At 70.9% G+C, this 13,489-nt stretch carries 12 protein-coding genes and 1 pseudogene; 7 read left to right on the top strand and 6 right to left on the bottom strand.

Features of this window, described 5'->3' with window-relative positions; translation table 11 throughout:
- Window positions 1–12: 12 nt before the first annotated feature.
- Complete coding sequence (locus tag QRN30_RS07295; RefSeq protein WP_228501053.1) at window positions 13–1,842, bottom strand: BCCT family transporter; 1,830 nt, start codon at window positions 1,840–1,842, stop codon at window positions 13–15.
- 53 nt (window positions 1,843–1,895) lie between these two features.
- The gene (locus tag QRN30_RS07290) at window positions 1,896–2,180 is read right to left on the bottom strand and encodes a YrhK family protein (protein ID WP_017886936.1); all 285 of its coding nucleotides are present in this window, start codon (window positions 2,178–2,180) and stop codon (window positions 1,896–1,898) included.
- 241 nt (window positions 2,181–2,421) lie between these two features.
- Here QRN30_RS07290 and QRN30_RS07285 point away from each other — a divergent pair, with 241 nt between their 5' ends.
- From QRN30_RS07285 to QRN30_RS07270, 4 genes are read left to right on the top strand one after another with little or no spacing between them, the layout of a single operon-like run.
- On the top strand, window positions 2,422–3,693 hold the full coding sequence (locus tag QRN30_RS07285; protein WP_159557859.1) for an ABC transporter substrate-binding protein: 1,272 nt from the start codon (window positions 2,422–2,424) through the stop codon (window positions 3,691–3,693).
- A gap of 25 nt (window positions 3,694–3,718) precedes the next feature.
- A complete protein-coding gene (locus QRN30_RS07280) occupies window positions 3,719–4,690 on the top strand; it encodes a carbohydrate ABC transporter permease (protein ID WP_017886934.1) in 972 nt (323 codons plus the stop codon).
- The gene (locus tag QRN30_RS07275) at window positions 4,687–5,598 is read left to right on the top strand and encodes a carbohydrate ABC transporter permease (protein ID WP_042540454.1); all 912 of its coding nucleotides are present in this window, start codon (window positions 4,687–4,689) and stop codon (window positions 5,596–5,598) included. The genes QRN30_RS07280 and QRN30_RS07275 overlap by 4 nt, the downstream gene beginning before the upstream one ends.
- A gap of 10 nt (window positions 5,599–5,608) precedes the next feature.
- Window positions 5,609–8,068, top strand: a complete 2,460-nt coding sequence (locus QRN30_RS07270) for a glycoside hydrolase family 31 protein (RefSeq protein ID WP_194590119.1) — start codon at window positions 5,609–5,611, stop codon at window positions 8,066–8,068.
- Between the two features lie 130 nt (window positions 8,069–8,198).
- On the opposite strand, the gene QRN30_RS07265 is transcribed toward QRN30_RS07270, so the two are convergent.
- From QRN30_RS07265 to QRN30_RS07250, 4 genes are all read right to left on the bottom strand, one after another.
- The gene (locus tag QRN30_RS07265) at window positions 8,199–9,245 is read right to left on the bottom strand and encodes a LacI family DNA-binding transcriptional regulator (protein ID WP_284760749.1); all 1,047 of its coding nucleotides are present in this window, start codon (window positions 9,243–9,245) and stop codon (window positions 8,199–8,201) included.
- Between the two features lie 89 nt (window positions 9,246–9,334).
- On the bottom strand, window positions 9,335–10,048 hold the full coding sequence (locus tag QRN30_RS07260; protein ID WP_284760748.1) for a GAF and ANTAR domain-containing protein: 714 nt from the start codon (window positions 10,046–10,048) through the stop codon (window positions 9,335–9,337).
- Window positions 10,045–10,758, bottom strand: coding sequence for a GAF and ANTAR domain-containing protein (locus QRN30_RS07255; RefSeq protein ID WP_056071097.1), 714 nt, complete (start codon window positions 10,756–10,758; stop codon window positions 10,045–10,047). Before QRN30_RS07255 ends, QRN30_RS07260 begins: the two co-directional genes overlap by 4 nt.
- On the bottom strand, window positions 10,751–11,557 hold the full coding sequence (locus QRN30_RS07250; protein WP_284760747.1) for a helix-turn-helix transcriptional regulator: 807 nt from the start codon (window positions 11,555–11,557) through the stop codon (window positions 10,751–10,753). The genes QRN30_RS07255 and QRN30_RS07250 overlap by 8 nt, the downstream gene beginning before the upstream one ends.
- Before the next feature lie 184 nt (window positions 11,558–11,741).
- On the opposite strand from QRN30_RS07250, the gene QRN30_RS07245 reads away from it, so the two are divergent.
- From QRN30_RS07245 to QRN30_RS07235, 3 genes and pseudogenes are all read left to right on the top strand, one after another.
- On the top strand, window positions 11,742–12,074 hold the full coding sequence (locus QRN30_RS07245; protein WP_140449285.1) for a hypothetical protein: 333 nt from the start codon (window positions 11,742–11,744) through the stop codon (window positions 12,072–12,074).
- The gene (locus tag QRN30_RS07240) at window positions 12,068–13,111 is read left to right on the top strand and encodes a helix-turn-helix domain-containing protein (protein ID WP_262160095.1); all 1,044 of its coding nucleotides are present in this window, start codon (window positions 12,068–12,070) and stop codon (window positions 13,109–13,111) included. Before QRN30_RS07245 ends, QRN30_RS07240 begins: the two co-directional genes overlap by 7 nt.
- Window positions 13,112–13,245: 134 nt before the next feature.
- A pseudogene (locus tag QRN30_RS07235) lies at window positions 13,246–13,489 on the top strand (acyl-CoA desaturase); the annotation flags it as partial.

Below are 13,489 nucleotides of genomic sequence, written 5' to 3'. Positions count from 1 at the left end.
GTCGACGGCGCGTCAGCGCTCCGGCTGCTCCGTCGCCGACGTGTCGGCCGACGTCGGACGCGCGTCGAGGCTCGGGTCGACCGCCGGGTCCGCCGAGATCGACTCGGGTCGCACGGGGAAGTCCTCGAGCGCACCGGCCTCCACCGTCGGAGCCGCGGCTCCGCGGCCACCGCGCACGCGGCTCTTCACCGCTGCCCACGGACGGCCGAGAGCGGACCGTGCGGGACGCTCGGAGGGCGCCTCGACCTCGAGCCCGTAGTAGGCGCCGACGTGCTCGAGCAGGACCTCGCGCTCGGCCTTGTCGTAGGCCCGGCGCTCGCGGGTGAAGGCGATGATCGTCGACCAACAGGTCAGGATCAGGACGATGCTGAACGGCAACGCGGTCGTGATCGCCGCGGTCTTCAGCGCGTTCAACCCGCCGCTCAGCAGCAGTGCGACGGCGAGCAGTGCCGACACAGCGGCGAAGAAGACGCGCAGCCAGTTCTTCGGTTCGATGTCGCCACCCGAGGCGATCATCGCCATCACGAGCGACCCGGAGTCGGACGAGGTCACGAAGAACACGCCGATGAGCAGGATCGCGCCGTAGGTCAGCACCACGCCGGCGGGCAGGTCACCGAGCAGCGCGAACAGGGACCCCTCGATGTCGACCGAGCCGTCCGAGCCGACGAGGCCGCCGGCACCGTCGGTCTGGCGGTGGATGGCCGCACCACCGAGGACGGCGAACCACAGGAACGTGAGCGCGGTCGGCACCAGGAGGACACCGAACACGAACTGTCGGACCGTGCGGCCCTTGGAGATGCGGGCGATGAAGACACCGACGAACGGCGCCCACGACATCCACCAGCCCCAGTAGAAGGTGGTCCAGGCGCCCTGCCAGGCCTCGCCCTCGGCACCCTGCTGCGCGGTGACGTTGAACGACAGGCCGACGATGTTCTGCAGGTAGGAGCCGATCGACTGCACGAAGTCACGCAGCAGGAACTGCGTCGGACCGACGATGAGCACGAAGAGCAGCAGCGCGGCGGCGAGCAGCAGGTTGAAGTTCGACAGGATCTTCATGCCCTTGGTCACACCGGTGACGAGCGAGACGATCGTGACGGCGGTGATCACCGCGATGATGGCGATCTGGCTGACGATGCTGCTGTCGGCGATGCCGGCGCTCTCGAGTCCGGCGCCGATCTGGATGACGCCGAGGCCGAGCGAGGTCGCGACACCGAACAGCGTGCCGACCAGGGCGATGACGTCGATCAGGTTGCCCCAGCCGCCGCGGACGCGGTTGCCGAGCAGCGGTTCGAGCGCCCAGCGGATCGACACCGGGCGACCCCGGCGGTGGATCGCGTAGGCCAGGGCGAGGCCGAGGACGACGTAGATCGCCCATGCGTGCAGGCCCCAGTGCAGGAAGGTCTGGGTCAGTGCCTGCTGCGCGAGTTCCTTCTCGTTGCCGGTGACGCCCGGGCGCGGGGAGGCGAAGTGACTGAGGGGCTCGGAGACGCCGTAGAACACGAGGCCGATGCCCATGCCGGCGGCGAACAGCAGCGCGAACCACGAACCGGTCGAGAACTCGGGCTCGTCCTGGTCCTTGCCGAGCTTGATGTCACCGAAGCGGCTGAAGCCGACGAACAGCGAGAAGCCGACGAAGAACGCGGCGATCAGCACGTAGTACCAGCTGAAGTTCTGGACGATGCCGTCCTGCAGTCCGAGGAACATCGCCTCGGCGGTGGAGGGGGAGATCAGGGTGAAGGCCACGAACCCCAGCACGATGACGGCGGCGGGCCAGAACACCCACCGCCGCAACTGCGGTGTCGTGGTCACGGGTCCGGGCAGGGGAGGAGTGGTGCTTGCCATGCAGTCCATGGTGCCTGCTCGCGTTCCTGTGTGTTCGCCCAGGCGTGTCGTGGTCAGAAGTCGCGCGCGGACTCCGAGGGGTTCCCGCGGCCGACCCGACCCAGGTGGAGCCTCCGCGACAGCCGGATGACCGGGCGGATGAGCAGCTGGATGCTCCCGATCAGGAACAGCCACGTGCCGGCCGTCGTGGTGCTCTCGGAGAAGAAGAGGACGCTGCCGACGATGAACCAGAGCGCCACCATCACGTCGTTGACGATGCTGATGGTCTCGTAGAGCCCGCGGATGCGGAGCTCTTCGTGCCCCACCCGGAGTGCGATGTCCCGTTCGTCCTGCGCCATCAGACGATCCTGTCAGTTCTGTGGCGCGTCCGGCCCCGTGGGTGGCGGGGCGCGGCCGTGGAAGCGCTGCGCGGCGGACGGGAGGCGCGGGGCGGGCTGGCACCGTCCCTCCAGGCACGGCCAGATGCGATTACAACGTTGACGTACGCTTTACAGCGCTGTAAACAGGAGCCTGCGCGACGATGCGCGACGAGGGAGAGACCCGATGGTGGGAAGCAGGACCGCAACACTCCAGGCCGCGGTGAGCCGGCGGGGGTTCCTCGCGGGCGCGGCCGGAGGCATCGCACTCGGCACGATGGCGCTCGCCGGGTGCGCGACCCCGGGGCGTGCCGCCGGTGGAGCCACGACGCTCCGCTTCTACGAGCAGAAGCAGGAGGTCATCGCGTACTTCGACAAGCTGCTGCGGCACTTCGAGGGGGAGCACGCCGGCACGTCGGTCGTGCACGACAGCACCGCGGCCATCGCCCCGCAGTTCGTCCGCGGCGAACCGGCGGACGTCGGGTGCTTCAACGACAACCTCGAGCTCGCCCGGTACATCTCGCGCGGCGTGCTCAGCGACCTCGGCGACCTGCCGTCGGCCGCGCGGGTCCGACCCGACATCGACACCCTGACGAACCAGTACGCGACGTTCGAGGACCGCACGAGCGTGCTGCCGTACTCGCTCGCCGCGGCCGGCGTGATCTACAACAAGCGCATCTTCGCCGACCACGACCTGCCGGTCCCGACGACGTGGGACGACTTCGTCGAGGTCTGCCGGACCCTGCAGAAGGCCGGCGTCACGCCGATCTACGCCACCGACCGCGACACGTGGACGCTCTGGCAGGGCCTGTTCGACTACTCGGTGGGCAGCCTCGTCGACACCGGCTCGTTCTTCCGCAAGATGAAGGCCCTGGGCGCTGACGTCGGCCCGGACTCCGAGGTGTCGTTCGAGCAGGACTTCGCGGTGCCGATGGAGCGCGCGAAGACCATCTCGTCGTTCTTCAACCGCGACCACGCCACCCGGGCCTACGCCGACGGCAACCTGGCGTTCGGCAAGGGCGAGGCCGCGATGTACCTGCAGGGCCCGTGGGCGCTCGGGCAGATCGCGCTGATCGACGCGGAGCTGCCCGTCGGCACCTTCGCCCTGCCGGTGTCGAACGACCCGGCCGACCGCAAGGCCCGGGTCAACATCGACCTCGGGCTCTGGATCCCCACGGCGTCCGAGCACCCGGAGCAGGCGAAGGAGCTCGTCGAGTTCCTCATGCAGCCCGATGTCATCGACGCCTACAACCGCGACAACCTGGCGTACTCGCCCCGCATCGACGCACCGCCGCAGCAGGACGAGCGGCTCGCCGGCCTGCAGCAGTACGTCGACGACGCGGCGTTCTACCAGGGCGCCGGCACCTTCATCCCCACGTCGATCCCGCTCGGCAACTACCTGCAGTCGGCGATCCGGAGCGGGGACTTCACCTCGATGCTGCGGCGGCTCGACTCGGACTGGCGGCGGCTCGCCGGCCGTTCCGCGACGGTCTGAGCCGGACCAGGAACCAGGAGTCACCATGACCATGCAGACCCCGCTCTCCCGCGACACCGACCCGGCGACGTCCGGGCCGGCCACCGACGCAGCCCGCACGCACCGTCGTGTGGGTTCCCGCGGCGTCGGTTCACTCAGCCGCACCGAGGGCATGTACTACCTGTTCCTCGTGCCGGCCCTCGTGCTGTTCACGGCGTTCGTCGTCGCCCCCGCCTGCGTCGGCGTCTTCTACAGCTTCACCGACTACCTCGGGTTCGGGCAGTGGGACTTCATCGGCGTCGAGAACTACAAGGCGCTCGTCTCCGACCCCGCGATCCTGGCGTCGTACGGGTTCACCCTCGGCTTCGCGGCCGTCACCGTCGTCGTCACGCAGGTCGTCGCGCTGACGCTCGCGATCGCCCTGGCGAAGAAGATCCGGTTCGCCGCCGGACTGCGTTCGGTGTTCGTCATCCCGATGGTGATCTCGGGGATCATCGTCGCCTACGTGTTCAACTTCCTGTTCTCGAACACCGTGCCGGCCCTGGCCACGAGCGTCGGTTTCGGCCCGCTCGAGCAGAGCATCCTCGGCGACCCGAACCTGGCCTGGCTCGCGATCGTCATCGTGTCCGCCTGGCAGACCGTGCCCGGCGCGCTCCTCATCTACACGGCAGGCCTGACGTCCATCCCCGAGGAGCTGTACGAGGCCAGTGCACTCGACGGGGCGACCGGCTGGAAGCAGCTGCGGGCGATCACGCTCCCGCTCCTCGGCGGCTTCATCGTCATCAACACCGTGCTCGGTGTGAAGGGCTACCTCGGCGCCTACGACGTGATCGTCGGTCTGACCAACGGCGGCCCCGGCAGCGCGACCAGCAGCGTCGCGATGACGATCTTCGGCGGCTTCACCGGCGGCGACTACGCCTACCAGATGGCGAACGCGACCGTGTTCTTCATCATCACCGTCCTCATCTCCGTGCTGCAGCTCGCGGCGACCCGCGGAAGGAACCTGCGACTCGCATGACCGCCACCGACACACGACCCCCGACCGACACCCGAGCCGTGACCACCGGCGGCGGCGGACGCTCCGGCCGCGGACACCGCCGACGACTGGGCGGCACGAACTGGGCGCTGACCGTGGTCCTCGGCCTCGCGTCGCTCACCGTGCTCGTCCCGCTGTACGTGACGCTCTCGATGGCGTTCAAGACGACCGAGCAGTCCGTCGACGGCAATGCACTCTCGCTGCCGTTCCCGTTCAACCCGGGCTCGTTCGCCGAGGCCTGGCAGCTGACCCGGTTCCCGGTGTCCTTCTCGGTGTCGCTCGGCGTCGCAGCGCTCACCGTCGTCGCGACCCTGCTGCTCAGCTCGTTCGCCTCGTACGCGATCGTCCGGAACTGGCACAAGCGGTTCTTCCGGTACTCGTTCGTCTACCTGCTCGCGGCGATGTTCCTGCCGTTCCCGGTCGTGGCGCTGCCGCAGATCAAGCTGACCGCCGAGATCGGCCTCGACAACCCGATCGGCGTCGGGATCCTGCACGCCATGTTCCAACTGTCGTTCAGCGTGCTGCTCTACTCGGCGTACCTGCGGTCGATCCCGGTCGAACTCGAGGAGAGCGCCCGCATCGACGGGGCGTCCACGTGGCAGATCTTCTGGCGGATCATCCTGCCGCTCCTCGGCCCGATGAACGCGACGGTCGGCATCTTCGCGTTCCTGGCATCGTGGAACGACTTCATGATGCCGTCGCTCATCACGGCGGACCCGGGGTTGCAGACCCTGCCCGTGGTGCAGAACATCTTCCAGAGTCAGTTCGGAACCGACTACAACGTCGCCTTCGCCTCGTACCTGATGGCGATGGCCCCCACGATCATCGTCTACCTGTTCGCGCAGCGCTGGGTCATCAGCGGCGTGACCCAGGGTGCGGTCAAGAGCTGAGAGGCACCACGTGAGCAGCAGCACCACCGGCACCACCGGCACCGTCCTCCCCACCATCCGTCCGTTCCCGGGTTCGGACCCGGTCGCCGACCCTGCAGCCGTCGTCACCGGCGACCGCTGGCGCATCACCGTGCTCGACGCCGGAGCGTTCCGCATCGAGTGGAGCGACGACGGCGGGTTCGAGGACCGCGCCTCGACCTTCGCGTTGCGCCGCCGCCTGCCCGTGCCGGCCTTCACCGTGGAGCAGACGGCCGCCACCGACGGCACCGGCACCGACGGCGTCGTCGTCACCACCGACCGCGCACGCCTGCGCTACGACGGCCGCCCCTTCAGCCCGAGCGGCCTGGTGGTCGAGACCACCGGACCGGACGCCAACCGCTGGCGGTGGGGGCAGGAGCCGCGCGACCTCGGCGGCACCGGCCGCACCCTCGACGACGTCGACGGCCGGATGCCGCTCGAGGCGGGGATCCTGGCCCGCGACGGCATCACCGCACTCGACGACAGCGAGTCGTTCCTGTTCGCCGACGACGGCTGGATCGGCACGCGGGTCCCCGGTCGCCGCGACGTCACGGTCTTCGCGTACGGCCGCGACTACGACGCTGCGCTCCGCACGTACCACGCCGTCTCCGGCCCGCCGTCACGGATGCCGCGGTGGGCACTCGGCAACTGGTGGAGCCGGTACCACCCGTACAGCGACACCTCGTACCTCGAGCTGCTGGACCGCTTCGCCGACGAACACCTGCCGTTCTCGGTCGCCGTCATCGACATGGACTGGCACCGGGTCGACTCGGTGCCGCCGCGCTTCGGCAACGGCTGGACGGGGTACTCGTGGGAGCCGTCGCTGTTCCCGGCCCCCGAGGCGTTCCTGGCCGAACTCCACCGCCGGGGGATGCGCACGACGCTGAACCTGCACCCGGCCGACGGCGTGCGGGCGTTCGAGGATGCCTACCCCGCGGTGGCCCGGGCGATGGGCGTCGACCCGGAGACCGAGCAGCCGATCCCGTTCGACCCGACGGACCGCCGGTTCCTGCAGGCCTACTTCGAACAGCTGCACCGCCCGCTCGAGGAGCAGGGCGTCGACTTCTGGTGGATCGACTGGCAGCAGGGTCGTGAGACCGGGCTACCCGGGGTGGACCCGCTCTGGCTGCTCAACCACTTCCACCTGCTCGACTCGGCACGACACGCGCCGTCCGGCGGCGCCGACGCGGGCCCGGACGCCGACGCAGCGCCGGCCCCCGTCGACGGCATGACCTTCTCGCGCTACGCCGGCCCCGGCAGCCACCGGTACGCCGTCGGGTTCTCCGGCGACGCCGTCGTGTCGTGGGCGTCCCTGGCGTTCCAGCCCGAGTTCACCGCCACCGCCGCGAACATCGGCTACCCCTGGTGGAGCCACGACATCGGCGGCCACACCCGCGGCGTCCGCGACGACGAGCTCGCCACCCGCTGGGTGCAGTTCGGGGTGTTCTCGCCGATCATGCGCCTGCACTCGGCCAACAACCCGTTCATCCGCAAGGAGCCGTGGGTGTTCCCGGCCGAGGCCCGCGCCGCGATGGGCGAGGCGCTCCGCTTCCGCCACCGCCTGGTGCCGTACCTGCACACGATGAACCACGGCACGGCCGAGGGCACCGCGCTGGTCCGGCCGCTCTACCACCTGGAGCCGCGCCGCGACGAGGCGTACCGGGCGCCGAACACCTACGCGTTCGGTTCGGAGCTGCTCGTCGCCCCGATCGTGGCGCCGCGCGACCCGGTCAGCCGGCACGGGGTCGCCCGGGCCTGGCTGCCGCCGGGCTCCTGGACCGACGTCTTCACCGGCACGGTGTACGCGGGTGACCGGTTCGTCGACCTGCACCGCACGCTCGACACGGTGCCGGCCCTGCTGCGCGCCGGCGGGGTCCTGCCGCTCGCGGCGGCCGACCAGCTCGACGCCACCGTCAACCCGACGGCGTTCGAGGTCCTCGTCGCACCGGGTGCACCCGGCGAGTTCACCCTGGTCGAGGACCACGAGGGCGAGGGCAGCCGCACCGCCCGGACCCGTCTGACCTGGGATCCCGAACACGCCGAGTTCCGGGTGCACGGCACCACCGGAGCCCTCGACGTCGTCCCCACCCACCGCGACTGGCGGATCACGTTCCTCGCCGCGCCGGCCGACGGGCAACCGACATCGGCTCGCTCGGTCGACCGGTTCTCTGTCGACCTGTCCGTCGACTCGGCGTCGGGCGGATCGATCACGCTGGTCGGTGCTCCGGTCGTCGGGGTCGACGCGCGGGACGCCGTCCGGCAGGTCCTCGAGGGCGCGCAGGCCGGCAACGCGGAGAAGCTCGAGGCGTGGGAGGTCGTGGCGAAGGATCTGCCGCGTGCGGACCGCATCGTCGAGCTCGGCACCGTCGGGCTGCCCGACGCCCTGCGGGACGTCGTCGTCGAACTGCTCGGCAGCGTGCACCCGGGGGAGTCGGCTCCCGCAGGTCGCTGACGGCACGCGACGGGGGAAAGGCGGACGGGCGCGGCTCGCTCAGCAGTGTCGCGCCAGCGGCACGCGGGCCGCGCCGACCGAGCCTGCGAGGGAGGGGTGGCGGCGCCGCCACGGGCCTCCCGTCCGCCGTTCACGCGCCCTGGGGCGCCGCCCGGTCGGACGTGCCGTCCGCGTGCGGCGCGCTCTCGCCGACGAGCAGGCGGTGGCCGACCGTGACCAGCCGGCCGGGCACGTCGGAGCCGTCCATCCGCTCGACCAGCAGGTCGAGCGCGGTGTCGGCGAGGGCGACCGTGTCGGGCGCGACGGAGGTCAGGCTCGGCACCAGGCTCGACCCGAGGCCGACCGCGTCCCACCCGACGACGGCGACGTCGCCGGGGGCGTCCAGGCCGCGCAGGCGCATCGCCCGGAGCGCTCCGAGTACGGCCAGGTCGTCGCGGCAGAGCAGGCCGTCGACGCGGAGTCCGGCGTCGAGTGCAGCGCCGAAGGCGACCTCGGCACCGGCGGCGTCGCCGACCTCGCGGGGGACCAGCAGCGCGTCGTCGAGCGGCAGGCCCGCGGCGACGAGTCCGGCGCGGTAGCCGTCCAGGCGCAGTCCGGACGTGCGCGACGACGGGCCGGTCTCGTGCCCGAAGAACCCGATGCGGCGGCAGCCGAGCGCCACGAGGTGCGCGACGGCCTCGGTGGCGGCCCCGGCGTTGTCGATCACGACCTGGTCGGCGTGCGGGGGCCGGACGTCCTCGCCGAGGAACACCACGGCGGTGTCGCCGCGGATCCGGTCGATCGCCTCGGGCGTGAGCACCTGCGGGTGGATCACGACCCCGTCGACCACACCGGCCTCGCGTCCCCGCACCGCAGAGCGTTCACCGTCGGGGTCGCCGCCGGTCTCCTCGAGCAGGAGCTGGTAGCCGCGGTCGGCGCAGACCCGCGAGAAGACGTGGGCCAGTTCGGCGAAGTACGGGCGTCGGAGGTCGGGGAACGCGAAGGCGAGCATGTTCGAACGTCCGGTCGCCAGGGACCGGCCCGAGACGTTCGGGCGGTACCCGAGTTCGTCGATCGCGGCCTGCACCCGGCTGCGCATCGGGTCGCTGACGTGCTGGTAGCCACGGACGACGTTGGACACGGTCTTCATCGAGACGCCGGCGTGCGCGGCGACGTCCTGCAGCGTGACCTTGCCCATCCGCTCACCGTAGCGGGCGGCGGGGGCCGTGGTTGCTCGCCCGTGGTCGTGCGTGCTCCCCCGCGGTCGGGGTTGCTCGCCCGCGGTCGTCAGGGGACGAGTCGGCGCTGCACGACCGCGCGGGCCACCTCGGAGAGCGGCTCGCGGTGCTCGAGCGCGTACCCGCGGATCACCGCGAAGGCCTCCTCGATCGAGACACCCCGCAGGTACGACACGACGCCCTTGGCCTGCTCGATGACCTCGCGCGAGCCGATGGTGCGCTGCAGCTGCGCGCGGACGACCTCGTGTTCGCGCAGGGACCGCTCGTGCAGGATGCCGATCGTCGCCACGTCGGCCAGGGCACGGGCGACGCGCAGGTCCGATTCCCCGAGGGCACCCACGGCGATGCCGAACACGTTGAGTGTGCCGATGACGGTGCTGCCCAGCCGGAGCGGGACGGCGTGCACCGACCGGAACCCGAGTTCGACCGCGCCCGTGCGGAACATCGCCCACTCCGCCGGCGCTGACTCGATGTCCGGGCAGGCCACGACCCGTCCGGTCGCGAACGAGGTCATGCAGGGTCCGGCCTCGGCGTCGAGCTGCAGGACCTCGACGAGCCGGCTCGCTTCAGAGGTCGAGGCCACGACCTCGAGCTCTTGGTCGTCGTTGGCCAGCAGGATGCCCGCAGCGTCGATGCCGAGTACCTCGGCGCAGGTCTCGACCAGGGTCTGCAGCAGTTCCACGACGTCGTAGGCGTCCACCAGGGTGTCGGCGAGCGACGTGAACGTCTCGAGGATCCGGGCTTCTCGGCCTGCCGTCGTCACTGGACCTCCTCGATCAGGTCGCCTCGCTTCTCGAACCGGACCGTGCCGTCGAGGATCTCCTCCGCCACCCGGCGCATGGTCGTCCGGCGGGCGAAGGCATGGCCCTGCAACAGCAGGTAGGCGTCCTCGGGGCTGATGTCGAGCTGCGCGAGCACCACACCGGTGGCCTGGTGCACCACACGCCTGGACGACGGGCTCCGGTCGAGCAGGGCGTCGTCCTGGTCCGCGATGGAGCGGAGGGCTCGGCGGAGCACCCGGCGGCTGACTGCGGAGGCGAGGGTCATGGCCTGGCGCACGGTGTCGTCCTCGATCGTCGCGGGCTGCGGGACGTACACGTCGATCGCGCCGAGCGGGAACGGCCCGAAGGCGACAGGGAAGGCGAAGACCGCGCCGACGGGTTCGCTCCGGACGGCTTCGTTGAAGGCTGGCCACGCGGCGTTCGGACGCTCCACCAGATCCGTCTCCAGCACCGGGGCATCGGTCGAGAGCGCGGCCCAGCACGGTCCCTCGGACAGGTCGAGCTGGATCTCGTCGATCCGGGTGGCGACCTCGTCGGTCGCGGACACGGTCTCGCTCGGGCACAGCTCACCGAAGGTCGAGATCGAGACACCGCCCATCGGCAGCGCGAGCGCGAACGGCCGACTGAGTTGGTCGTCGGCGACGTCCGCCGACCGGAGCGCACGGAGTGCACGCTCGAATGCGTCATCCATGGGCGCCTTCCCTGCCGTCTCTCGATCCTACGCGCTGGGCGGTGTCGGACGATCCGGACGGCGCGGGCACGTTCGGCGGTGGGCCGGCACGCCAGGCCGGGAGCTCGGCGGGCGGGTACGTCCCCTGCTCGTCCTGCACCCGGAGCATCGCGTCCAGGGCCACCAGCGTCAGGCCGGAGGTCTCGCGCACCACCGTCCGCACCGCGTTGCCGAGCAGGAACGCCATCAGGTCCTCGCTGCCGCCGTCCGGCCGGTAGTCGCGCCATGGACCGGCCCCAGCACGCTGCAGCGCCCCGGCGAGCACCGTCTGGGGGTCGTCGACGTCCACCTCGCAGTCCAGCACCAGCCGGAAGCGCCGCTGGTTCCGGTCCGACAGGCTCGGCGCGCCGTCCTCGTCGTCCTCGCAGTCCTCGCCGTCCTCGGGCGCGAAGGAGCGCAGCGCCGACGAGGGCGCGATCCCGTAGGCCTCACGGAACGCCGCAGCCATCCGACCCGCGTTGCTGAACTGCCACCGCTGGGCGATCGCCGCGATGGTCCGCCGGTCGGGTGTGCCGGATGCCGCCTGCAGGTCACGACGCACCCCCTCGAGCCGCACTGCGCGCAGGAAGGCGCCCGGCGTCTGCCCGATCTCCGTCCGGAACCGCTTCTGCAGACTCCGCGGCGACAGCTGGACCGCCGCGGCGACGTCCGTGACGGTGATGTGGGTCGTCGCGTGCTCCTGGACGAACCGGAGCGCGTCCCGCACAGCACGTGAGAGCCGAGGCGGGACGTCCCGTGCCGCACCGCTCCCGTCGTTCATGGGCCGACCGTACGGGAACCGTCCACGGTGCGTTGCCAGGACCCCGATCCGGGCCGCGGATGATCCGCCGGACGCGGTCAGGTGTCAACCCCTGACGTGACGGGAAACGTCCTGTTGATACTGAAAGTGTCTCGTGCGCCGCTGGTCGAAGCAGTGCACCACATCGAACCGACAGGGAGGCGCGATGGGACACGCACAGGGAACCTCGACCATGGTCATCGACTCCGTCGTGCGACAGCAGGTCGTCCACACCGAACGGATCCGGGCACTCGCCCCGACGGACCCGACGGACATCCGGGTGCAGCCGGTCGACGCCGGGTGCTGGCGGGTCGTCGACGCTGCATCCGCCTGGGGGGACCCGGACATGCTCCTCGGCTGCGTCGAGCGCACTGTCGACGGGGTCGACTGCACGCTCATGGCGACACTGCACGAACAGGAACGGCTTGCGAGCCTGCGGGACGCCCGCTCCTGGTTCGAGCAGCGATGCGGACAGCACCTCGACGAGGCACCGTGTTGACCGCGGTCCACGGGGACGACGCGGCCCGGACCGTCACCGCGCGGATCGACACCCAGCGCCGCCACACCGAACGCTCCGGCACCGACCGGTCCTTCGCCGCGCGCGTGCTCGCCCAGGCCGGGCACGGTCGTGACGTCCGCTTCGACGTCGACGACGACAGTTCCCGGCTGCCCTTCCGGTTCCGGTACCGAACCCGCCGGGACGGATGCGTGAGCCTCGTCACGGCGTCGGCGACCTCCGGCTTCTCCGGGACCTTCGAACCCGTCGACCGCATCGTCGTCGGGTGGTCGAGTACCGGTGGCGTCCGGATCGCCGTCCAGGACGGTGCCGTCCTCGAGACCCGGCCCGGCACGCCCGTCCGGATGCCGACGTCGGGGGAGTTCTCCGTCCGCGCCCCGACGGGCACGCTGCAGCTGGTGAGCATCGACCGGTCACTCCTCGACCAGGTGCGCTCCTCGCTCGGAGCCGCGGCGCCGGAGCTGCCGGACCGAGGTGCCGAACCCGCCGCGGGGGTGCTCGAACACCTGCGCCGGTGCGTCGAACAGGTGGCGGTCACCGCGACGCGTGACGGCTTCACCCAGGGCGCCAGGACCAGCGCGCAGGTCGCGCTCGTCGAGGCCGTCCTCGGAGCGTTCGGGACGCGGGTGCCCGTGATCCTCCGGCGTGCCGTGACCCCGTCGACGGTCGAACTCGCCATGGCGTACCTCGAAGGACACTGCGATCAGCAGCTCTGCCTCGCCGACATCTGCGACGCGGTGGGTGTGAGCCCCCGCACGCTCCAGACGGCGTTCATGCGGGAACACGGCGTCTCGCCGATGACGTTCCTGCTGCGGATGCGGCTCGACCGGGTGCGCGCGGCGCTGGAGTCCGGCAGCCGGCAGGAGACCAGTGTGAGCGAGGCGGCCCTGACATGGGGCTTCCGTCACCTGGGGCGCTTCTCAGGCACCTACTTCCGCCGATTCGGCGAGTACCCGGGCCAGACGTTGCGCGCATCGTCCGGTGCGTGCGCAGCGGGTCCGGAGCGACACGCGGGGTGATCTCGAAGGTCGTGCGACGTGTTCCGGACACCACGGTGAACACGCAAGTTCGGCCCCTAGGGTCGCCGCAAGCGCAATCGCGTGAACTCTCTCGAACCGGTCGAAGGACCGATCCGTGACTGAAAGCGGTCCACATGACCACTACTCCGCTCGCTCCGGGTTACACCCGCACTCGCCCCGCTACGGGAGCCCGAAAGGGCACCTCGACCTACTCCGCGCTCCTGGCGCAGGTGAAGGAGAACGGCCTGCTCCGCCGTCGTACCGGTTTCTACTGGGCACTGTTCAGCGCACTCGTCGGCAGCCTTGCCCTCACCTGGGTCGCGTTCGCGTTCCTGGGTGACTCGTGGTTCCAGCTGATCGTGGCCGGTGCGCTGGGGG

The organism is Curtobacterium sp. MEB011, assembly GCF_030209655.1.
In the GTDB taxonomy this organism is placed as follows: domain Bacteria; phylum Actinomycetota; class Actinomycetes; order Actinomycetales; family Microbacteriaceae; genus Curtobacterium; species Curtobacterium poinsettiae.
The sequence above is the reverse complement of the archived record's forward strand: the minus strand, read 5'-3'. Positions and strand labels throughout refer to the sequence as shown.

Coding starts and splice junctions, on each gene's coding strand:
- QRN30_RS07295 (WP_228501053.1), bottom strand. CDS start 1,842: ATGGCAAGCACCACTCCTCCCCTGCCCGGACCCGTGACCACGACACCG.
- QRN30_RS07290 (WP_017886936.1), bottom strand. CDS start 2,180: ATGGCGCAGGACGAACGGGACATCGCACTCCGGGTGGGGCACGAAGAG.
- QRN30_RS07280 (WP_017886934.1), top strand. CDS start 3,719: ATGACCATGCAGACCCCGCTCTCCCGCGACACCGACCCGGCGACGTCC.
- QRN30_RS07275 (WP_042540454.1), top strand. CDS start 4,687: ATGACCGCCACCGACACACGACCCCCGACCGACACCCGAGCCGTGACC.
- QRN30_RS07265 (WP_284760749.1), bottom strand. CDS start 9,245: ATGGGCAAGGTCACGCTGCAGGACGTCGCCGCGCACGCCGGCGTCTCG.
- QRN30_RS07255 (WP_056071097.1), bottom strand. CDS start 10,758: ATGGATGACGCATTCGAGCGTGCACTCCGTGCGCTCCGGTCGGCGGAC.
- QRN30_RS07250 (WP_284760747.1), bottom strand. CDS start 11,557: ATGAACGACGGGAGCGGTGCGGCACGGGACGTCCCGCCTCGGCTCTCA.
- QRN30_RS07245 (WP_140449285.1), top strand. CDS start 11,742: ATGGGACACGCACAGGGAACCTCGACCATGGTCATCGACTCCGTCGTG.